The sequence below is a fragment of the Parabacteroides sp. CAG:2 genome, assembly GCF_000436315.1.
Lineage (GTDB): Bacteria > Bacteroidota > Bacteroidia > Bacteroidales > Tannerellaceae > Parabacteroides > Parabacteroides distasonis.
This window is the reverse complement of sequence record NZ_FR885329.1, coordinates 84,328-105,107: the sequence shown is the minus strand read 5'-3', so window position 1 is coordinate 105,107 and position 20,780 is coordinate 84,328. Positions and strand designations below refer to the sequence as shown.

At 40.4% G+C, this 20,780-nt stretch carries 19 protein-coding genes; 1 reads left to right on the top strand and 18 read right to left on the bottom strand.

Translation table 11 applies throughout. The features are described from left to right. Positions 1-12: 12 nt before the first annotated feature. Positions 13-2,220 (top strand): alpha-galactosidase, encoded by a 2,208-nt coding sequence (locus QVP94_RS17525; RefSeq protein ID WP_022193125.1) that lies wholly within the window; start codon positions 13-15, stop codon positions 2,218-2,220. An 8-nt stretch (positions 2,221-2,228) separates the two neighbouring features. Here QVP94_RS17525 and QVP94_RS17520 read toward each other — a convergent pair whose 3' ends face one another. The 18 genes from QVP94_RS17520 to QVP94_RS17435 form a co-directional block, all read right to left on the bottom strand. Beyond that, positions 2,229-3,278, bottom strand: coding sequence for a DUF3810 domain-containing protein (locus QVP94_RS17520; protein WP_229055206.1), 1,050 nt, complete (start codon positions 3,276-3,278; stop codon positions 2,229-2,231). A gap of 95 nt (positions 3,279-3,373) precedes the next feature. Next, entirely contained in the window at positions 3,374-3,802 is a 429-nt protein-coding gene (locus QVP94_RS17515) for a D-Ala-D-Ala carboxypeptidase family metallohydrolase (RefSeq protein ID WP_022193123.1), read from the bottom strand. Between the two features lie 5 nt (positions 3,803-3,807). Then, on the bottom strand, positions 3,808-4,005 hold the full coding sequence (locus tag QVP94_RS17510; protein WP_005855528.1) for a hypothetical protein: 198 nt from the start codon (positions 4,003-4,005) through the stop codon (positions 3,808-3,810). A 5-nt stretch (positions 4,006-4,010) separates the two neighbouring features. Continuing rightward, positions 4,011-4,460, bottom strand: coding sequence for an HU family DNA-binding protein (locus tag QVP94_RS17505; RefSeq protein ID WP_005855526.1), 450 nt, complete (start codon positions 4,458-4,460; stop codon positions 4,011-4,013). A 200-nt stretch (positions 4,461-4,660) separates the two neighbouring features. After that, a complete protein-coding gene (locus QVP94_RS17500) occupies positions 4,661-5,164 on the bottom strand; it encodes a hypothetical protein (RefSeq protein ID WP_044546884.1) in 504 nt (167 codons plus the stop codon). A 356-nt stretch (positions 5,165-5,520) separates the two neighbouring features. Next, positions 5,521-6,396, bottom strand: a complete 876-nt coding sequence (locus QVP94_RS17495) for a fumarate hydratase (RefSeq protein ID WP_005855522.1) — start codon at positions 6,394-6,396, stop codon at positions 5,521-5,523. Continuing rightward, complete coding sequence (locus tag QVP94_RS17490; RefSeq protein ID WP_005855520.1) at positions 6,374-6,883, bottom strand: fumarate hydratase C-terminal domain-containing protein; 510 nt, start codon at positions 6,881-6,883, stop codon at positions 6,374-6,376. The genes QVP94_RS17495 and QVP94_RS17490 overlap by 23 nt, the downstream gene beginning before the upstream one ends. Positions 6,884-6,901: 18 nt before the next feature. Continuing rightward, entirely contained in the window at positions 6,902-8,047 is a 1,146-nt protein-coding gene (locus QVP94_RS17485; protein WP_022193121.1) for an HpcH/HpaI aldolase/citrate lyase family protein, read from the bottom strand. 56 nt (positions 8,048-8,103) lie between these two features. Continuing rightward, positions 8,104-8,859, bottom strand: a complete 756-nt coding sequence (locus QVP94_RS17480) for a peptidase (RefSeq protein ID WP_229100233.1) — start codon at positions 8,857-8,859, stop codon at positions 8,104-8,106. Positions 8,860-9,064: 205 nt separating this feature from the next. Further along, positions 9,065-10,195 (bottom strand): phosphonopyruvate decarboxylase, encoded by a 1,131-nt coding sequence (aepY, locus tag QVP94_RS17475; protein ID WP_022193120.1) that lies wholly within the window; start codon positions 10,193-10,195, stop codon positions 9,065-9,067. Then, on the bottom strand, positions 10,195-11,166 hold the full coding sequence (locus QVP94_RS17470) for an aldo/keto reductase family protein (RefSeq protein WP_022193119.1): 972 nt from the start codon (positions 11,164-11,166) through the stop codon (positions 10,195-10,197). The genes aepY and QVP94_RS17470 overlap by 1 nt, the downstream gene beginning before the upstream one ends. Then, complete coding sequence (locus QVP94_RS17465) at positions 11,163-12,509, bottom strand: MmgE/PrpD family protein (RefSeq protein ID WP_022193118.1); 1,347 nt, start codon at positions 12,507-12,509, stop codon at positions 11,163-11,165. Before QVP94_RS17465 ends, QVP94_RS17470 begins: the two co-directional genes overlap by 4 nt. 850 nt (positions 12,510-13,359) lie before the next feature. Further along, entirely contained in the window at positions 13,360-14,934 is a 1,575-nt protein-coding gene (locus QVP94_RS17460) for an MATE family efflux transporter (RefSeq protein WP_195392932.1), read from the bottom strand. A gap of 135 nt (positions 14,935-15,069) precedes the next feature. Next, complete coding sequence (wecB, locus tag QVP94_RS17455; protein ID WP_022193116.1) at positions 15,070-16,182, bottom strand: non-hydrolyzing UDP-N-acetylglucosamine 2-epimerase; 1,113 nt, start codon at positions 16,180-16,182, stop codon at positions 15,070-15,072. 1 nt (position 16,183) lies between these two features. Continuing rightward, positions 16,184-17,347, bottom strand: a complete 1,164-nt coding sequence (locus QVP94_RS17450) for a Coenzyme F420 hydrogenase/dehydrogenase, beta subunit C-terminal domain (RefSeq protein ID WP_022193115.1) — start codon at positions 17,345-17,347, stop codon at positions 16,184-16,186. 51 nt (positions 17,348-17,398) lie between these two features. Beyond that, complete coding sequence (locus QVP94_RS17445; RefSeq protein WP_022193114.1) at positions 17,399-18,604, bottom strand: polysaccharide pyruvyl transferase family protein; 1,206 nt, start codon at positions 18,602-18,604, stop codon at positions 17,399-17,401. Between the two features lie 21 nt (positions 18,605-18,625). Further along, positions 18,626-19,774, bottom strand: coding sequence for a glycosyltransferase family protein (locus QVP94_RS17440; RefSeq protein WP_022193113.1), 1,149 nt, complete (start codon positions 19,772-19,774; stop codon positions 18,626-18,628). Then, the gene (locus QVP94_RS17435; RefSeq protein ID WP_288213309.1) at positions 19,771-20,733 is read right to left on the bottom strand and encodes an O-antigen ligase family protein; all 963 of its coding nucleotides are present in this window, start codon (positions 20,731-20,733) and stop codon (positions 19,771-19,773) included. Before QVP94_RS17435 ends, QVP94_RS17440 begins: the two co-directional genes overlap by 4 nt. Positions 20,734-20,780: the final 47 nt, after the last annotated feature.

Below are 20,780 nucleotides of genomic sequence, written 5' to 3'. Positions count from 1 at the left end.
CCTACTAATAAAATGAACATTAAGAGTAAATTCGGTTATTTATGTTGCGCCTTCCTATTGACCACTAGTTTATGGGCACAAGACGTATTGATTTCCACGAGGAATACCTCATTATTGCTAGACGCACCTGTCGGCGGAGAGGTAAGATTCATCTACTATGGAGACAAGTTATCCACTTCCGATGCGGCTACCTTGCTCGAGACCGAGCAGAAAACATTTTCCGCTTATCCGGTCTACGGCTTGAATTGCCCCTCCGAAAGCGCATTGTCCGTTACCCATGGCGACGGGAATATGACCCTTCAACTGGAAGTCATAAAAGTAGATACACGAAAAGAGCAAACAGCAGATATCACAACGATCCGATTAAAAGATAAAGTGTATCCTTTTTATATGAATCTCTGTTACAGAACCTATCCGGACGCCGATATCATCGAGACTTGGACAGAGATCACGCATGAGGAGAAAAAAGCGATCACCCTCAATCGTTTCGCTTCCGCTTATCTGCCGATCCAGAAAGGAGACGTATGGGTTTCCCACTTATACGGCTCATGGGCAAACGAGGCTCAATTGGCACAAGAACCGTTACGACCGGGCATCAAGATGATAAAAAACAAGGATGGTATCCGCAACTCCCATACCGCCCACGCCGAAGTGATGATCTCCCTAGACGGAAAACCAAAGGAAAACACCGGTTCCGTTATTGGCGTCGCCCTATGCTATAGCGGTAACTACAAATTATTCTTCGATACGGATGATAGCGACCATCACCATTTCTTCGCGGGAATAAACGAGGAGAACTCGGCTTACACCCTCAAAGCCAAAGAAAGTTTCCGGACGCCGGAATTGGCGCTGACTTATAGCAAGGACGGCTTAAGCGGAAGCAGCCGGAATTTCCACGCATGGGCACGCAAACATAAGATAGCGAATGGAGCGACCGCCCGGAAAATCTTACTAAACAGTTGGGAAGGTGTATATTTCGATATCAATCAAGAAGGTATGGACCAAATGATGAGTGATATCCAGTCTATGGGCGGCGAGTTGTTCGTCATGGACGACGGCTGGTTTGGCGATAAATATCCTCGTAATAAAGATAACTCGTCCTTAGGAGATTGGATGGTTGATGCCCGAAAACTACCAAGAGGCATCGAGGGCCTGATCGCCGACGCCAACAAGCATGGTATTAAATTCGGTATCTGGATCGAGCCGGAAATGGCCAACACGACAAGCGAATTGTACGAGAAGCATCCGGAATGGGTATTGAAAGCTCCAAACAGGGAAATCGTCTTGGGGCGTGGCGGTACACAGGTCGTTCTTGATCTCTCCAATCCCGAGGTGCAAGACTTCATATTCGGTATCGTCGACAACTTGATGACAACATACCCGGAGATCGATTATATCAAATGGGACGCCAATATGAGCATCCTGAACCATGGCTCCCAATATCTGCCTTCGGATCAGCAAAGCCATATGTATATCGAATATCACGAAGGATTCAAGAAAGTCTGTGAGCGTATCCGAGCCAAATACCCGGATTTAACCCTACAGGCTTGCGCCAGCGGTGGAGGCCGGGCAAATTACGGGGTCATGCCTTACTTCGATGAGTTTTGGGTAAGCGACAATACCGATGCCCTACAGCGTATCTATATGCAATGGGGTACTTCTTATTTTTTCCCGGCTATCGCCATGGCCTCACACATCAGCGCCGCCCCCAACCATCAAACATTCCGGGTTATTCCCTTGAAATATCGGATCGACGTAGCGATGAGCGGCCGTTTGGGCATGGAGATCCAACCCAAGAATATGACGGAAGAAGAGAAAACGCTTTGCCGCAAGGCGATCGTCGATTATAAGACGATCCGCCCCATCGTGCAATTCGGCGATATCTACCGTCTGGTTTCTCCTTATGATGGTTTGGGAGTAGCCTCCTTGATGTACACTTCACCGGAGAAAGACAAAGCCGTATTTTACTGGTGGAAGACCGAGCATTTTGTCAACCAGCATTTACCCCGTGTAAAGATGAACGGATTATCCCCAGACAAGAAATACAGAGTCCGCGAGCTGAACCGGATCGACAACGAGCCTCTGGCCTTCGAGGGTAAAGCTTTCACCGGGAAATATCTCATGGCGAACGGACTGGAAATCCCTTATAATCACATTGTCGATTATCACAAACAGAATGATTACTCGAGCCGGGTGCTTTATTTGGAGGAAGTTAAATGATGAATAAATCATTTAACTTCCAAAGCGATCAATAAGGCGATCACCTCCGAATAATTAGCAGTTCCAGTAGGTATCTTATTGCCTTTCAGGAAAAGATTATAGACCACGTCTTGCGCCTCGCCGATCAACGGGCTGTATAGGGATTGCCAATAGGCGACTTTCTCGTTATACAAGTCCTTGATCTCGGGGCGTAATCTTTTCTTCCATGCCTCAAAAGCGTCCTTATCCAAAGCCACATATGCGTTGCTCAGCACATAAGGCAGCAAAGAGAAGTAGCCTGAGAACCGGATTTCCGGCACGGAAGAACCCGTGCATATCAAATAACTGTATAGATTAGCCTCGGCCTCGTTGGATATACTAAGCACATGAGCCATCTCATGGGCGTAGGTGGCAGGATATTGCACGGGCAAGAGCTGGCCGTTCAAATTGAACTCCGTGAAAAACGGTCCCATATACCCCATCACCCCTACTCCACTCATCAGCCGGGAGAGCAGCATCGTTTTAGGATGAAGATAGGCTCCGGGAGTGGTAAGGCCGAAACGAGTAGGCAATTTTCGATACCCGTCTAGCACCGCCTCTTTCACGACCTCCCGATCGATCGTCTCTATCGCAACCCATGAGGCGTTCAAGGAATCCGTGTAGGCATCCAAGAAGGATTGGAAATGTTCCGAGGAAAAAGGCACATAAGTGGTTCGCGTACGAGTGAAAAAATCTTCCCGGAAATAATTCAATCCCCAAGCGATATAGAACCAGACATACACCCATGCCAGATATTCCACGACATGCCTTATTGTCCTCCCGATCCTCCGCCTCCTTATAATCGCATACGACAGATACCCTAATAACCCGGCGATGCTACCATAAATAAAACAATCCCCTACGGAAAAAGGGAACAAGCAGGAGAAACGAGATAGCATACCCGATACCCATGGATAAATCGAACGGGAATACCATTCGCCTAATCTGGGATTTCCCATCACGATCCATATAGCGACAAGAAAAATCGCCAATATAATCCAACGAACACGTATCTTTTTTAGATATTCAAGCTTAATCATAGGAGACAAATATATCATATCCTTTTCAGTCCACCAAATCACCGATCTTCCCTTCCGCACTTGATCATGGGCAAGTCTCTTTCCGCACCGAAGTATCAAGATTTGTTATAAACTAACACTTGCATCCTGTTATTTCCATTTATCTTTAAGGAAAGATGCAAAAAACGTTTTCGTCTATATAATATAGCTTGGTCAAATACTAAACCGGAACATTTCAACACATCCAACAGTTTTTCCGGCCCATCGGTAACATAGCAATCTGCCGCTTCTCCTTTCAAGTGTTGGCTGGTAACGACCCCGCCAGCAAGACGATTTACCTTCTCATTCCGATATCCACTCAATATAGCAATCGGTGCCCCATACAATAGACGTAATGGTTCCAGTAAACGAACCGCCAAATTTTGAAGCGCTAGACATACACAAGGAGGAGGCTGATTATTTATCGCATTATCCACGGCAATACCACTATAAGTAAACTCATCCAAACAAAAATGCTCTGTTAACCTTTTATCATGTCTTTCCATAATTTTCAATTATTAATTTTCAATTTATAAGAGTAGTCCACCCCAAAAAGGGCCCCGGCAAACGTACTGATCTCACCGAAAGCCACCAGTACACTGTTATCGATCAATCCTTGCGGATCAATCCAGAATCCGCTGAAGAGAAGTGTGATCCCGCTCATTGAGAGCAGGATCGCAACAATTAATTGAACCGTCAAACGCCTCATAGCTCTTAGATTTCATCCGGACTTTCACTATCACTCCCGTTTCCACCCGCATCTTCTTCATTCGGAAGCGCAGTCTTCTCAAAACTTGTACGGCTCTTGGCTACCCGTAGCGCCTTGCCCGGGTAGAACCGTACTTTCGGCTCCCGAATCAAGTTCGTCGAAAACGTCTTCTCATCCGGCACCCCAGACGATCCGAAACAAAAGCGGAAAAGCCCCAGCTCACCTACACTGACACGCCTGCCATGCTGTAAATGACGGACCAACACCACATTCATACGATCCAGAACCGCCTTCACGCTAGCGCTACCTACACCAGAGCTATCCGCCACCTCCTCCGCAAATTCATCAAAAGTAACCAGATCTCCATACACCATTTGAGCGTATACCTTTTCAGGAATAGATTCGTGATCCTCACCTAGATTCTTTCTCATTACCAATTTAAATTTCAATGCCATAACTATACGTTTTTAATGAATAAATGAATGTAACCATGCTTCGAACACATGACAAAGGTATAATAGCCACAAAGCCTGACTTCGATGACGCAAAACAGTTAACGACCTAGCAGCCAACACACACATTCCCAAATCAACGAAAAACACACCAAATTTCATCGACTTCAATCCACGTACATTTAACATTTATCAATAAAGAATCACATCTCATCCGTTATTTCCCTCTTCCCCGCCAGTTCCAAAATATCACTTGGTAATATATTCAATGCGCTCAAACGACTAGCCAAGGATTTCGGCAAGACCTCCGAATTAGGATCCGATAAACTCCGGACGGAAAACGCCATACATAAACAAGCCGCCAAATGAGAATAAGGCAAACGCCCATCCCGATCCGTAAACTCCACCAGCTTCGCCATCCGCAAAAACAAGTCCGGTCGATGCAACTCATAACGGGCATTCTTCCACGGCGTATGCCTTGTCAAATACCACACCATCAAGTTCTCCCCTCGCTCCCCATCCAAATAACCATCCACCAATCTCCGATATCCCATCGGCAACTCTTCATAATGCCCGAAAGCCAGCTTACAAAACCCCAGCAAATGCCTTTCCCTATCTTCCGCCGGCAATCCGGCCAAACGCACACTAAACAACTCAACGGTAGGCCAACCCCGAAATTCGCCTAATAGTCCCTTCAAATCTTTCATAAGATTTTTCATTTCCACGATCACAGGGGGAATATTTATCCCTGCGCCGCAGAAGGCCGAATCCCACATTTATATATGGATCATCAAGGCATACATAAAAACAGAACCGGCCTCCTTACCTCCCCGAAGGGAGAAAGAAGACCGGTACAAAATCTTTATTCTATATCGATTCTACAGTCTATTCTATCATCTACACATTCATCATCGCACCTTTGTGGCTCTCATTTCTTGCAAACACTTCCATGGAAGTTCCTCTTTCTTTTTTGGCGTTATACCGATAAGCATATCGGCGATATGTACTCCCATGATTGACACCATGAGAGTTGAAGACATAGAAGAGGAGATATATCCCCTTATTACTCAAGTTCAACACTCGCTATCCTCGGTTCAAAGCAACAGGTCGGACGAACGCAGACTATCCTAACGCCACTTGCACGCTGTGGACCAACCTTCATAAAGGTCGCAATCACACTCGTCTTACCATGAAGGCCAAGAGGTCCTATATTTGCTTCATTCACACGTCTCGTTATTTCCTGCTCCATCTCGCTTTGAAAATCATATCTACCATCCACTTGAGCCTGAAGCATCATAGATGTAGCTTCAAAATGGCTTCTCCCAACACCCACAGCCAACGTGCATGGTGAACATCCGAGCTGAGTAACACCTTCTGTCGCCCAGTTTACGATTTCATCTAACACCACCTGCGTATTGTGCTTATGGAATACACGGTAAGTTTTTGCCCTAATAGCAGGACCGCCACCGAACATCAAAATGTGCAGTCTAATAACATTGTCTTGACAGCGTCGGATTAATATCGGAGCAGGCTCCACTCCCGCACTATCAGGATTCAAACCACCGGACTGATCAATTCTATGGCTGTCATCCCCCATAATGCCCATTGGTCGTCCAGGAAGTCTACGCAGACCTTCTGCAATTCCTTCCCTAATAGCGTCCAGCATCCGACCGGTCACTGCCGCATCCTGACCAACCTCCAGCACCATGTGCGGGATACCGGTATCATCACAAAGTGGACTATGATTTTTCTCCGCAGCTTCCGCATTCGCAAGTACGGTCTCCAAAACCCACTTAGCCCTCTCGTTATCTTCCGATGCGATTACTCTTTTATAAGCTTTCTTCTTATCTTCTCGGAAAGTGGAGCCTGCCTCTACAAGCGTATCGCAAACAAGCGAAACTATTTTCTCATAATTCTTATTCATAAATGCTCCTCCCATGTGCAGCCGCAATAATAGCCGGATATTGTACTACTTTCAACTGATATAACGCTTCCATACCAAGTTCCGGGAAAGCCACAAGCTTCTGCTCAATGGTTTTATCTGCAAGCAAGGCCGTCACTGGCGGGATAACCGCATAAACAGCATTATATTTATGTAAAGCTTCCACTGTTTCCTTATGGATTGCCCCTTTGCCAAGATGCAGCTTGATTCCCGCTTTACTCAATGGTTCCATACTACTCTCAATCTCCAGTTTATTACTGGATGTAGGTCCCACACCTGCAGGGCTGACCGCAGTATGGAAAATAACATTTCCTTGCAGAGAAATACCAAGCCCATCTACTTTGCCCTCTTTTACCATTTTAATGACCTTAGGTAGTACAGCATCACGACCACAGAGGATATAACCGGTTATGGTGACGGTATCTCCAACTTGCAAGATTGCTGCTGCTTCTTCTGTGATTGGTGTATGTATTTCAACACTCATGATATTCTCCTTGTCATATTACTCATTTACAGCAAACAACTTAACATAAGCACCTTCATTCTCAATAACGCTAAATGCACGTGCCCTGTTGTAAACCTTCTTCGCCCAATTGGTGTGCGGCTTGATTTCATTCATCTTATTGCCGCCAGAACTCTTTACCACACCACCGCCTGTACCGAGAATCTGACAGGCATCGTCGTACTCTTCCTTTGTAACCGCCATCAATGCATTGACAAACTTCACATGGGTGGGATGGATGACAGTACGCCCAACAAATCCATTCGCTTTATCTTGAATGACCTCCCTAAGCAGTCCATCAATCTCATTATTTACAATGGGCAACCTCTTCATCAGATAGTCCTCAATGCCATGATTCGGAAGCTCCTCAAACATCAATTCCTTTGGAGCACGAAAATACTCCCAGACAGGACCGGAAATTACATAATCATTGTCGCGTCCACAAACATTGATGATATCAGACAAGCACTCACGCACCGCCATAATATCATAAATCGAATAATCGACACCACGACGCACACCAAATACGGAGCTAAAATCCGTACCTCCGACACGAACCTGTAGCACCAGATCACGATACTTGTCCAAAATCTTTTTAATACCCATCAACTCTATCATGCGAGTTTCTTTATAAGCAACTTCCGCATCCTCAATAATCGGCATACCATAGAGGATCTCACCAAAGCGGTCATTCAGATCTCGTAGGTATGCATAATATTCATAGCCATTCTCGGCGTTAAATTTCGGGAAGTTAATACCACACAAGGACTTAACCTCCTGTTTCGTCAACCTTTCTCCAAATGCCTTGAACTGAGCAAGATTACGAATACGAACAAAGATCAGCGGAACCTTATCGGCATCCAACGTTCCATTTTCCACAGCTCCCGTTACCGTTGCCAACAGATGATGAACGTTATCCATAGCTTCTGGAACTTTTTCTTCCGGGCAGGCATCCTCAAAACAGAGAACTATGGTTGTCAGACCTGGTATTGAGTTATTTAATATTTTTGGAGTAAAGTCCTTGAACCCCGGCATGTACATGGTTGCTCCAAGGCAATACTGAAGCAACTCACGGTCAGTATACTTATTAAAATGCTCAGGTTCCACTACAAATTTGAAACCCGGATTATATAAATGATGTCTCATGATTATTCTTTTCTTTTCCTTTTCTATCTATTCGTCTGAACTTCAATCTTAATATCTTAAAGTAGACTGCCTCTCGGAGACCAAACAGCTTCCGGATAATACTCATCGATCATGCGCTTCACAAGGCAGCACTGTTTTGCACGCTTACGCGCATCGTCCTCGGTACTGCTCCAGCTGTGAGTCACAGCCACGGAACCTCCGGTCTTAAGGTAAATCGGTGCGGCTATACGGATCATTTCCGGCACTTCGTAATGACGGATAAACCCACCTGTGGATTTCGGGTTTTCGGTATGAATGTCGATTGGACAGTCCACTGCCTGACGCATAGCCGCTAACATTTGGAGCTGAATGTCACGAACAGGATTTATAGAGTCTGCTCCAATTCTTTCCAACAACTTTGCGGAACAAGGATTTCCGTGTCCCGTATGGGCAGATACCTTAAAATGACAGTCCATAGGAATCTCTCCTGCTTTGCGCATTTCGTTCAATGCCCACAGGCATCCTTCATCATAAACAAGGAAGCTACGGCATCCAAGACGAGCGGCACGTTTCACATCCTCTATGGCGCGAACAATCTGCTCCTGACCACGCAAACGATACCCCATACGAACACCCTCCTCCGTATGTACCGACGCAGACGTGTCCGTGGTTGCACGGGGGCCGATGGCAAGAATCAGATCAGTCTGCCATTTGTGGGCAAGCTCCACCATCTTACCAATCTCCTCATCTGTCAAACGTATAATACCCTGAGTCTGCGTCACACGGTGCAGGTACAAACCGTACCCATCCATTGCCTCCAAAAGAGCCTGCATTACTTTCGGGCCTTGAATTCCGGGAACTTCAAAGCGGTACTGGCCACCATCCGCAAATCGTTTTTCAGAAGTAGGCAAATCGTATGCATCCCCTCCGGGGAGACCGATTGACTTCAGAAATTCTCTTGTTTTTTCCATACTGTTCATGATTATATTTCTCCCTTCCGATTAATACGGGATTTTGTTTTGTTACCCATTATTATTTTTATTCGTTCAAATCATCTATCAGGTCATTTATCACTTTTCTGTGCTCAAACACAATCGGTGGCAATTTTCTGCTCAATCCCTTATGAATTCGGCAATCAATGAAAGACGCCTTGCTACAATCACGTAGAATTTCCAAAGCCTCCTTCAGCTCCACCTTTGTTGTTACAGGATGTCCGACCGTCGCATATCCGCATGCCTCCGCTATTTTGGTAAAGTCAACCTTATGACCGGCAGATGGTTGCCCGCCCACAGACTCATGCGCTCCATTGTTCAAAACGATATGCATGAAGTTTGGAGCATCAAGCTTGCTGACCATTGTCATTGCCCCCATATGCATCATGCAGGCGCTATCACCATCCAAAGCAACAACCTTCCGTTCAAGTCTCTCCAGTGCAATCCCAAACGCCACAGAGCTTACATGTCCCATAGAACCGACATTGAGAAAGTCATGCGCTTTTGTTTCACCTCTCTTTTCTCGCAAGAAAAACAGTTCTCTAGTTGCTCTTCCTGTCGTTGCGGAATAGATGGTATTCTCCGGCATATTGTTCAAAATGATTTCCATTGCTTCTTCCCTACTCATTGGATAAGTATTGTCCACGTTATTCGGCTTATCACTCGCCGCCATGACACCCTTTGGTGCGATCAAACTGTAAGGCTGTCGGGATTCTTTACAATATTTGACCGCTTTCTCCACTGTTTTAGCAAACTTATCATCGTCATCATCAAGGATGGTGTAGGGGATGTGCATGATTTCCAGCAGTTCGGGTGTAATCTCCCCCTGTAGCTTATGCTGCGGATGATTCGGCTCAGAGTTTCCTTGCCCACGCCAGCCGACAAGTAAAAGCATTGGAACAGCATACACATCCTTATCCACAAGACTTACCAAAGGATTCACCGTATTCCCCAGTCCACTGTTCTGCATATAGACAAGAGGAATCTCTTTGCTTGCGAAATAATGTCCTGAAGCAATACCTACCGCATTCCCCTCATTGGCCGCAATGATATTTCTACTTCCACAATTGTTTAGGGCATAATTACAGAAACCATTCAAATAAGAATCCGGTACACCCGTAAAGAATGTAACACCATGCTTTGCCAACACATCAAATACTCTTTCTTGATTCAGCATTATTTCTTCTCTCCTCCCACAGAGCCTTTACCTTTATACAAAGTGAAGTATTCAGGACAATCCGCTTTACAGTGCTGCCAGGCTTTTTCAAAAGCATCCACGACCGCATCCGACAAGGGACCCGCTTTCACTGTTTCCATATTCTGCTTCAGGTGATCCGCCTTGGAAGCACCGATGATAATCGCATCCCCACGTTCCACATTCAACATAGAATGATAAGCAAGCCAGCGATAAGTTGCTTCAATAGTAGTAATACCCTCTTCCTCGCAGGCCAATTTGATAATTTCCACAGCATCGAAATAGCTCTTTTTCCAGTAACGCTTCTGGTAGTTCGGACGATGCGTGAAGCGCCCATCCGTCGGAGCGTCCTCATATCTTCCATAACGCCCCGTAAGCAATCCGCCAGCCATCGGATTATAGGCATAGAAACGAATCCCGAAATGATTCAAGCATTCGTTCAGCTCAGTTTCCGCTTTTCTAGTCAAAGGATTGTAAATACCCTCGAACACAGTCGGCAATACCCAACCGTTCTTATGGCAGATATACCATACATCCACAACCATCCATGCCGGAAAATTAGAAAGTCCTAACTCTCTGAATTTTCCTTCTCGATAGAGATTATTACAGGCCTCCAAAACGTTTTCCACCGGCGTTGCAGGATCTGGGAAATGAAGAAAGAAAGTATCTACCGACGACACCCCTAGCCTCTCCAACGACTCGTTCAGCTGAGCATAGGCGGCCTCCCCGTCCAGCTTGCCCGTAATCCGGGGGTTCACCTTAGTCGAGATTTTATAAGGGCGACCAAGTTCCGGCAAAACCTCCCCCAATAGCTTTTCACAGTTTCCCTCGTTGTAGACGTATGCGGTGTCGAGTTCTTCGTATCCCGCATCTAAAAACATCTTTACAAACTCACTCACATTCGGAGCGAATACGGACTCTCCGAATGTCATTGTTCCAAGTACTAACTTCATTTCATTCCTCCTCTCATTAATTCCATAACTTTCCGAATTTTCGTTTCCTTCGCATAAATCAATCGGTACACCTCGTCCCCGCTCGTCTGATGGCCATACTTCATCAAGTCATCATACCTGCTTTTGAACTCCATCTCATCCAAAGGATTCTCCGGTTCCCCTTTCGGGAAATCCACACGTTCTGTCAAAATGCTTCCATCCCTTCTGGTCACATTAACAATGGCCGCTTGAATACCGGGGAACAATGCGCTCAGCTCAGCGTCCGGTTCTACATGAATCTTCTTTGTAAGGTCAAATATCGCCTTTCCGCACACACGCTCCTCGCTAAATTCCTGTAGGCCCGCTTTCCCGTAGATAAATCCTGCCGCAGTCGCATAGGGAATACTCATTTTAGCAGAATAGGAGCCCGGGATATCGGTATGATCATGCCCTGCTACCGCAAGGGAATAAGTTTTGATATCGATGCGTTCTATATCCTCCACCCGTACCCGTTCTCTCAGATGGATCGCAGCCTCCACCGATGGATGCGTATAACGGCAACTCGCATAAGGTTTCGTGTAAGTTTTCATGATAGCGTAAGTTCCGTTCAATAATATCGGCTTCAGCTCAACCTCATCCCTACCGGTCATCATCTTGATAAACCCGCGCCCACCAAGTGGGTCATGATGACCTTTGAAGCCAGATTTCGCCAACTGAATACTTGTCAACGCAAGCAAAGCCGTCTTTGCCACATTATACGGTTTCAATTCTGATTCATCATCCAATACTTTAAGCATACCACTTGCGGATATACATGCCGTCGCAAATGCGTGAAATCGCTCCTCTTCCGTGAAGCCTAGCAAATAACTAGCCGCTATTGCGGCACCAAGCACGCCACAAGTTCCTGTCGCATGATAGCCCATCGCTTTATGCTCCGGCTGGATGGAAGCCGCCATGGTGTAGGACGTTTCATAGCCGATTACGGCTGCTTTTAACACATCCTCTACCTTCAAGTCATACCGTTCTGCCAAAGGGAGCAATAATGAAAAAATCGGAGAACCAAGATGAATGATACCGGAATTGGTTCCATCATCGAAGTCCAAGGCATGCGCATTCAGGCCGTTAAGAAATACGGCCTCCTTCAGCGACAATCTTTTCCCGGTACCAATCGTGTTGAACTCTCCGGTTTCCGGCATGGCAAACTCCATGTAATTATCTATTTTTTCTTTCTGGAAAGCAGCACCAGCGGAACATACCGCAAGATAATCCAATAAAGATTGTTTTGCCCTTTCTAAAACTTCCTTGGGTATATCCTTGCTATGAAAGGCATCAATAGCTTGCAGGAATTTTATACTTTGATTCATTTATTATTGATATATTTTTTTATTTTTCGATCCTTTGAACACATCGGAAAAAGTTGATAGGTTTCCGACACACCTACTTCTGCGAGAGAATAGTTAATTACCAACTAGTTGTTTGCACTCAAATTAGAGCATACCCCTCATATAGGCACTTTTGCAAGTGCACATATATCAAACTGTTAAAAATTTAATATAATTTTAACCATTGACAGATTGTCACTCCTATTTTATCGGGTCGCAGACTCGATAAATCTCTACAACCGTTAAACATTTCAGTAAAAACTTGCTTAGACACTCCCAAACAGATCCTCCTAGCATCTTTACCAACTGCAATGGCTATAGCAGGCAACTGCCATCTCAGCTCCCTGCGTTGCTGCCGATGTGAAACAGACTATTACGTTGCGTGGTCAAAGGATAGACCCACACATGTTCGACTGATGTCATATCTTCCCTGTAATCAACGTTGGATACAAAACCGATGCACGCACCAGCAACTCTCGTTTTTGCATCTATGGAAGATACGCTCGTCGCCTTCACGTTTCTGCTCCTAATAGCTTAGAATCCTCAGAAAAATATGCAAACCAATACATACGCAACTCCACGGGTATACGAACGGTGAAGGAGCGGGAATCTTCCCTGACTGATTTTGTGTCCCCTTTCTTAGGCGTTTTTTGAATTGAAGCAGGAAGACCATCCACATGGACTTCTACTATCTTGCTTCATATATCCTTGTACCATTTGTAAAATAGACAATAAGATACTTTGTTTCGTGAGCAGAACTATTCTAGGAAGATACCGTGTAACTTTGTCTCTTTCTGTACAAGAAATAAAGCCTTCCCAAGAATGCTCTAACTCATTTTTTCAATCCATATTTTCTGTCAAAACTTTTCCACACGTCTTTATGATACAATAAAAAAGCTGATATTCTTTTTTTAAGAAAAATACGTTCTGAAACAGTTAGTCCTATATAATACACAGAAAACAAAATACTAAAAACACAAGCAAGACAAATAATAAAAAATGACAAGATTGTATCATTTAATAACACATTTAACACTAATGGTAAAATAATTGATATTAATAGTACCAAAAGACATCGTAAAATCACTTGCTGACAATAGTCTCTAAGAGACAAATGAATCATGGAACGAATAATAAACAAACGAATGATAAAAGCAATCACACAAACACACAAATGAACTACAAAAACCGAAGCTGGATTTCCTCCCAATTTCAAAACCAAATAAGATATCGGTAATATCAACAGCAACACGCCACCTATTACAGATTGATAAAGTTTCACATTACCTGTAGCCGAAGCAGAAATCATCAATGGATTAGCAACAGCATCAACAATTGTAACACAAAGTATCAAACGTAAAAAAGCAATCGAATAATCAGGAACGATATTTAGCCAAAAAATAAGAATAAACTCTGTCCTTATCATTATAGGAAGCGATAAAAACAAGAGAAGAAAAAAAGTAAATTTCGAGCTCTTAAATATTAGATCATGCATATAAACAAAATCTTTCTTAGCATAAGATTTCGTAATTTGTGGATTCAATGCTATTTGAAAATTAGAAGAAAATTGCGCAACAGCTCCTTGAACTTGTACCGCTACTCCTCGAGCAGCATTTACCACTGGACCAAAAAATATATTCAATAATATATTCAAGCCTTGAGTAAAAAACATAGCAGCACAATTACCCCACAAATTCCAACCAGAAAATCCTAACATGTTTTTAAACAATTTCGAATCCCAAAACCACATATACCTTGCTTCTCGGAAATGATGAGTACAATAAAAACCATAAACAAAACGTATACACAACTGTACTATAAACATTAAAACAGCATACAATTTTAGTTTATCCAAATTTCCCACTTGTAATAAATAGACTATCAGCAATTTAGCAATCACCTCTAACACAGAAATATACGCATATACATTCATGCGCTCATGAGCTACAATCATTGCATTATAAGGAACACTCAGCACCATCACAACCAATGAAAGAACAGATGATTGGTAAACCCATAAAGTAGCATCTATACGATTAGTAGGAAAAATCATTTTCTCATATAAGAACCACAATCCGATTGTTTCCGCAAAAATTATTATCAACACAGAAATAAAAAAATGTATCAATATACTTGTACTGAAAACCTTCTGCAACTGACAATAGTCTTCTTTTCCTAGCTCAAAAGTCAGATAGCGCTGAGTCCCTACAGTCATAGCTGAATTTAGGAAACCAAACATAGCAACCACACCAGCTACAACATTATAAATGCCATAGTCCTCTATACCGAGAACACTCAATATAACACGACTCGTATAGAGACTTATAACCATCATAAAAAGCATACGAAAATAAAGCAGCAATGTATTTTTGGCTATACGCTTACTATTTTCTCCGACATTTGACATGCTAATCAATTTGTATACGATTAAAATATTACAAAAGCACAAATAAATGTAGTCTATTATGTGATTTTTTATCAGACTATTTTTAATTATTCGTATTGATTTTGATATCTGGCACTAAAGAGGACAACGTTCACTTTATTCATAAACTCCCATCTTACCGAATTCTAAAATATCCGCAATACGCTTACAAGCGAAACCATCACCATATGGATTGCTGGCTTGGGTCATCGTATCATAAATATCTTTATCATTTAGCAGTTTTTTAAAATTCTGATAAATAACATCCTCGTCCGTCCCTACAAGTTTCAGTGTTCCCGCAACAACTCCCTCAGGCCGTTCTGTTGTATCACGCATTACCAAAACTGGTTTTCCCAAACTAGGAGCTTCTTCTTGAATTCCACCACTATCAGTAAGAATCATAAAACTTCTAGACAGAAAATTATGAAAGTCTAGTACATCTAAGGGTTCTATTATATGAATTCTATCACATTCACCCAACTCCTCATCAGCTATCTGCCTAACAAGAGGATTCATATGGATTGGATAAATCGCCTTAACATCCTCATGTTCGTCCAGTATCCTTCGTATTGCTCGAAACATATGATGCATAGGTTTTCCAAGATTCTCTCGCCGATGAGCCGTTAACATGATCATCTTACTTCCAGACACCCAATCAAGTTCCGGATGAAAGTAATCTCTACGAATTGTTGTTTTAAGAGCATCAATAGCTGTATTACCTGTCACATAAATATTCTCTGATTTTTTCCCCTCTCGAAGCAAGTTATCCCTTGCCATATTTGTTGGAGAAAAATTATATTGAGAAATAATTCCAACCGCCTGACGATTGAATTCCTCTGGATAAGGCGAACATATATTATATGTACGCAATCCCGCTTCCACATGGCCAACAGGTATTTGTAAATAAAAACAAGCAAGTGCAGTTACAAATGTTGTAGATGTATCTCCATGCACTAACACAACATCAGGCTTACTTGTTTCTAAAACAGTTTTAATACGCTCTAGTATATTAGTAGTAACATCAAATAACGTCTGTTTATCCTTCATAATAGAAAGATCATAATCAGGAACAACAGAAAAAACGTCCAGCACTTGATCCAACATCTGTCTATGTTGCCCTGTGACACACACAATGGTCTCAATCTGCTTTCTTGTTTTCAATTCATTTACTAGAGGGCACATTTTTATAGCTTCAGGTCTCGTTCCAAAGACAAGCATAACTCTTTTCATATTAAAAAACTTTCTTAAATATTTTAATTATTCTGTTTTTTATTCTCTTCTTAATCGATGGCTTTATCCGTAGATTAGCAACAACTTTTTGCAAATTACACCCATTATATTTTTCATAAAATTTATCCCTCAAATCACGGTGCCCTGCTGAATTGACAATCATATTATGATTCACACACACCAATTCATAATTCAAGGGCATATATATTAGATTTTGCTTTACTCTTTCATACCATTCAATTGCTTTCTTTGTATTCAAAAAAAGAATAGATACCCCCTTATCATCATTCATTACAGGAGCCATTTTCTTTACCTCCCAAAAATCTCCTAAGGTTATATCACTATAATGATTATCTTTCTTGAATCTACAATCATAACAGGATTCTCTCAAATATAAGCTATCGTTAAACCCCACATAATAGGGATCTTCTCGACTGGATATATGTATAAATTTATTTATACATAACTTATATGATATATGAAAAAAAAACCAACCATTTATTTTCGAACGAAAATCAACTGAACTAATCTCTGAATGATGCTTTTCTAAGTACATTTTCCAATCTCTCCAAACTTTACTTGAAGGAATACCATGGCAAACAAAATCTTGAGTTAACAAACCATCATATTCTTTTCCCAAATAAGATTTCAATCCTGCTATTTGACAAGGCGTACCTGTAAACAAAACAGTTTTCCCATTTTCCAAGTCTTTTTTACAATAAGCATAAGTATTCCCAACATCACTTTGTATATATTTAGATTTCATCAACCTTTTCAGCCCATCCTCGGTATCAACCTTGCAATGAAATACAGATAAATCATCCGCATAAGCAGCACCATATACACACCCTCCCATCGCAATAACACTTCTTGCTAAAAGAACAAATATACCACCCGAAGAACTTTCGTACCTATCTTGTTCACTTCGATTATATGCTGCATATACTCGTTGAATCTCTTTATTTAATATGGAAGATTTATTATGAATAGGACATTTAGCCAAACATAATCCACAATTCACACAAATACTCATATCAATAACAGGATAAGTAAAACCTTCTCGATTCTCTTTTAATGTAATAGCATTTTTGCTACACACTAATCTACAAATAGAGCATCCTGTACATGCACTACCTATAGATGCAATAGTGTTATTCATTTTCATAATCTTACTCTAGTAAAGAATTCAATATCAAGTTTATTATACCAATGAGTTTTATAATAACATTTTCTTAAACCTTTCCATACACTTATCACTTACAATTGTTTCCTTAATTTCAGCCATTCGAAAATGAAGAAAATCCCGTTCCTTAGCTTCATCTTTAAGAAGTTTATACACCATATTTACTAATCGATCCTCTATTTCTTCTAATGGTATCTGCCAGCGGTCATCACCATAAATATACCGTGCCATTCCTTTAGCCTTTTCACTATATGCTAAAAAAATAGTGGGTGTTCCTTCCGACACTGCATTAATCGCACAGTGCATACGGGCAGCAACTACAACACGACATTTTCTCAACAATCTCTTTGCTTCTAAAAATCCATGAGGCTCACAAATAGATGTTACCTTTTGTGTAGACAAATTTAATTTACAATATATATTTTCCATAAAAATCAAATCGTTATCATTAAAATGTATTGGACTAATTACATGAGGTATCAATAAAATAGGCAAACCACTTTTTGCTGCAATATTTTCTATAATCGATGTAATACGTTTTACATTTTTATCATATCCTTCACCATACAGTTCCAATAGAGATAGAGGGCTTAAATTTATACCTATATATTCATAAGAATCCTGCATCTTTTCTGAAAATTCTACAAAAAATGCAGGATCAGGCATAAAACAAACGTTCTTTTCAATTGAGTTATCTTTCAAATAATCAACACATCTTTTCTCCCTTGCTACAATTAAATCTATTTTTTTTAGATGATTTAAAAAATAGTTCTTAGCAGGCTTATATTCGCCAAATGGTCCAATAGAAGCTCCAAATATAATCAGTTTTTTATTCTTCCTCAACGCATATTCTCCAAACTGAACCAAACTTCTATAATATGTATATTTCCTTTTCGAACGTACATATTTCGGAATAGTATAAATATCTCCTCCTATAGACACTATAATATCCGAATTATCTACAACCTGCTTAAAACCAGATTCCCCAAATCGATATGACAAATTTATTCTTCGACCAATCCAATTCAAAAAAATAGAAACAATAGAATATTCCATTTTTAATTGAATCGTTTCAATCCCCAAATCTACTATTTTAATCCTATCTTCATCAGCACGTTTTGAATAATATACAATTTGAACATCAGATGCTATTTGTCTAATGATAGAAACAGTTCCCCTAACAATCGCTTCACATCCATAATTATAGAGACCACCTATTCCATACAATGCAATTCTCATAAATATCCTCCTATCACAAAATTAAATAGAATAATTTAAAACATCTCGAACAATTGCCTTCATATCAATGTCATTATAAAATTTTTCACATGACAACTTCATTTTCTCATAATCTTTCTCAATCTCTTTAATCGCTTCTGCAATAACTACAGAATCTAACTTTTCAAAACACTTTCCTATATGATACTTTTCAAAAGGACCAGATAAACCAGGTATATTATTTCCGATCATAGGAAGCCCACTATATGCATATTCATAAATTTTATTTGGAGCACAATATACAACATTCAATTTCCCAGCCAAATCATCTGCCGTAGGAAAATAAGTCAATACTCCAATAAATGCTATTTGGGTAATAAGTAAATGAAAAGGAGGAGTAATAAATGGTACATAAATAATCTCTGGATACTTTTCACATAATTGCTTACGCTCCTGAGTATCACTTCCCATTATACAAAAAGCGTATTCATCCCCAAGGCTATTTACCGCCTGTGCAAATTCCTCCAACTTTCTTTCTTTCAAGAAAACTCCTTGATATAAAATCAATTTCTTTCCACAATTCCTCAGATTCTCTACGATTCTTAACACCTCCGTATTTGGATTACTTAAATTTAGATAGTACGGTTTATTAGGTAACACTACAGGAAGTCTTTCAAGTCCCCACATAGCTTTAATTATATGAGCTCTATTAAATTCTGGTACAACTACATATTTCGCATGTCTAGCATATTTATCCAAATGGGTTTTAAACAGCTTATTTAGTTTTAGTTGATAAACAACTTTATAATATAACAAAGGAGTATCTTCAACTAATTCCATTAATTGCATGATGTGATTTTCATAATTCAATAAACCTCTTCCAATTAATGAGACAGTATTATCTGTTGTCGTCCAAATAAGATCATGAGTTTTCATTAAATGAAAAACACATTGTCGAATTTTTCTCTTTAACAAAAACACATTCAATAACCGTTGAATTTTACCTTTCTTTTTAAAATCCTCAATTTTTATTAATTTAAAATCAGAATCAAGTTCTTTTTCTTTCCTATAAGAAAATTTATCATATGTAATCAACGTTACAGAAGCACCTATATCCAAAAGTATATCAACAAGAGATTTTACTGGTGGATAATAATTTATTTCCTTATTATGTACAATTAAAATTTTCATTTTATTTTTATTTTTTCTAATTTATATGCATATAAACCTATTCCTAAAGCAACAAAATACGTCAACAATTGTTGAGGTCTATGAAATGGATTTCCAGACCACCCATATATTATACACATTGCTTGAATACATAAAGAAGAATACATTAAAAATTTTAAATTATTTTTTTTCACCATCATTATATGCTTAGTGTATACTACTGTTTTAAAAAACGATATAAAAATAGCATATACATATATAACACCGCCCAAAAATCCCATTTCTGCAAATAATTGAAAATAACTATTATGTGCACCAGCAAAAGTATAATCATGATTAAAAAAATCATTATAATAATTATCATATGCCATCATACCATGACCAAATATTGGACTAGTTTTAAACATCTTAAATGCAATAGCCCAAAATAATTCCCTATTTGACAAATCCACAGCAGCTCCATAATTTCTACCTTTTCCACTAGCTAGTATATCCATAACTAAATTCCCCAAAAAAGAATAAAAAATTAAAGGCAACACAAACATCAGCACAATACAAATAGTAACATTTTTTTTATTTTTATCTATCATAGATTGCATAAAAAACAAAGACAAAATGATCATCGGGATCATCAACAAAAAGCTCCTTTTTCCCGTCAAAAGAATAGAATAATACATAATTCCAATAAATAATATCTTCAAATACTTTCTTTTCCGTGAAACATATAAGCTCGATACCAGACACAAGATTCCCAAAGCAATACAAAACGCATTAAAACTAGATTCTCCAGCAATTCCACAATATGCACCAAACCGCTCTCTATATTCAAGAGTTTGCATATATAATTCTTCATTCTGAACTATTCTTAAAATCACATCAAACAAACTCGGAATAACAATTTGAGCCAATGTAATTAATGAAAAAACAACACCTATAGCAATAAACAATTTAGGTATATTACAAAACAACCTACTTGACACAGTGCTCAATTTAAGCAATACTACGCCTAATGAAAATACCACTAAAT

Bases quoted from the DNA above. Each gene is read 5' to 3' on its own strand.
- QVP94_RS17525 (WP_022193125.1), top strand. From the start codon at position 13: ATGAACATTAAGAGTAAATTCGGTTATTTATGTTGCGCCTTCCTATTG.
- QVP94_RS17520 (WP_229055206.1), bottom strand. From the start codon at position 3,278: ATGATTAAGCTTGAATATCTAAAAAAGATACGTGTTCGTTGGATTATA.
- QVP94_RS17515 (WP_022193123.1), bottom strand. From the start codon at position 3,802: ATGGAAAGACATGATAAAAGGTTAACAGAGCATTTTTGTTTGGATGAG.
- QVP94_RS17510 (WP_005855528.1), bottom strand. From the start codon at position 4,005: ATGAGGCGTTTGACGGTTCAATTAATTGTTGCGATCCTGCTCTCAATG.
- QVP94_RS17505 (WP_005855526.1), bottom strand. From the start codon at position 4,460: ATGGCATTGAAATTTAAATTGGTAATGAGAAAGAATCTAGGTGAGGAT.
- QVP94_RS17500 (WP_044546884.1), bottom strand. From the start codon at position 5,164: ATGAAAGATTTGAAGGGACTATTAGGCGAATTTCGGGGTTGGCCTACC.
- QVP94_RS17495 (WP_005855522.1), bottom strand. From the start codon at position 6,396: ATGGGAGGAGCATTTATGAATAAGAATTATGAGAAAATAGTTTCGCTT.
- QVP94_RS17490 (WP_005855520.1), bottom strand. From the start codon at position 6,883: ATGAGTGTTGAAATACATACACCAATCACAGAAGAAGCAGCAGCAATC.
- QVP94_RS17485 (WP_022193121.1), bottom strand. From the start codon at position 8,047: ATGAGACATCATTTATATAATCCGGGTTTCAAATTTGTAGTGGAACCT.
- QVP94_RS17480 (WP_229100233.1), bottom strand. From the start codon at position 8,859: ATGCAGGCTCTTTTGGAGGCAATGGATGGGTACGGTTTGTACCTGCAC.
- aepY (WP_022193120.1), bottom strand. From the start codon at position 10,195: ATGCTGAATCAAGAAAGAGTATTTGATGTGTTGGCAAAGCATGGTGTT.
- QVP94_RS17470 (WP_022193119.1), bottom strand. From the start codon at position 11,166: ATGAAGTTAGTACTTGGAACAATGACATTCGGAGAGTCCGTATTCGCT.
- QVP94_RS17465 (WP_022193118.1), bottom strand. From the start codon at position 12,509: ATGAATCAAAGTATAAAATTCCTGCAAGCTATTGATGCCTTTCATAGC.
- QVP94_RS17460 (WP_195392932.1), bottom strand. From the start codon at position 14,934: ATGTCAAATGTCGGAGAAAATAGTAAGCGTATAGCCAAAAATACATTG.
- wecB (WP_022193116.1), bottom strand. From the start codon at position 16,182: ATGAAAAGAGTTATGCTTGTCTTTGGAACGAGACCTGAAGCTATAAAA.
- QVP94_RS17450 (WP_022193115.1), bottom strand. From the start codon at position 17,347: ATGAAAATGAATAACACTATTGCATCTATAGGTAGTGCATGTACAGGA.
- QVP94_RS17445 (WP_022193114.1), bottom strand. From the start codon at position 18,604: ATGAGAATTGCATTGTATGGAATAGGTGGTCTCTATAATTATGGATGT.
- QVP94_RS17440 (WP_022193113.1), bottom strand. From the start codon at position 19,774: ATGAAAATTTTAATTGTACATAATAAGGAAATAAATTATTATCCACCA.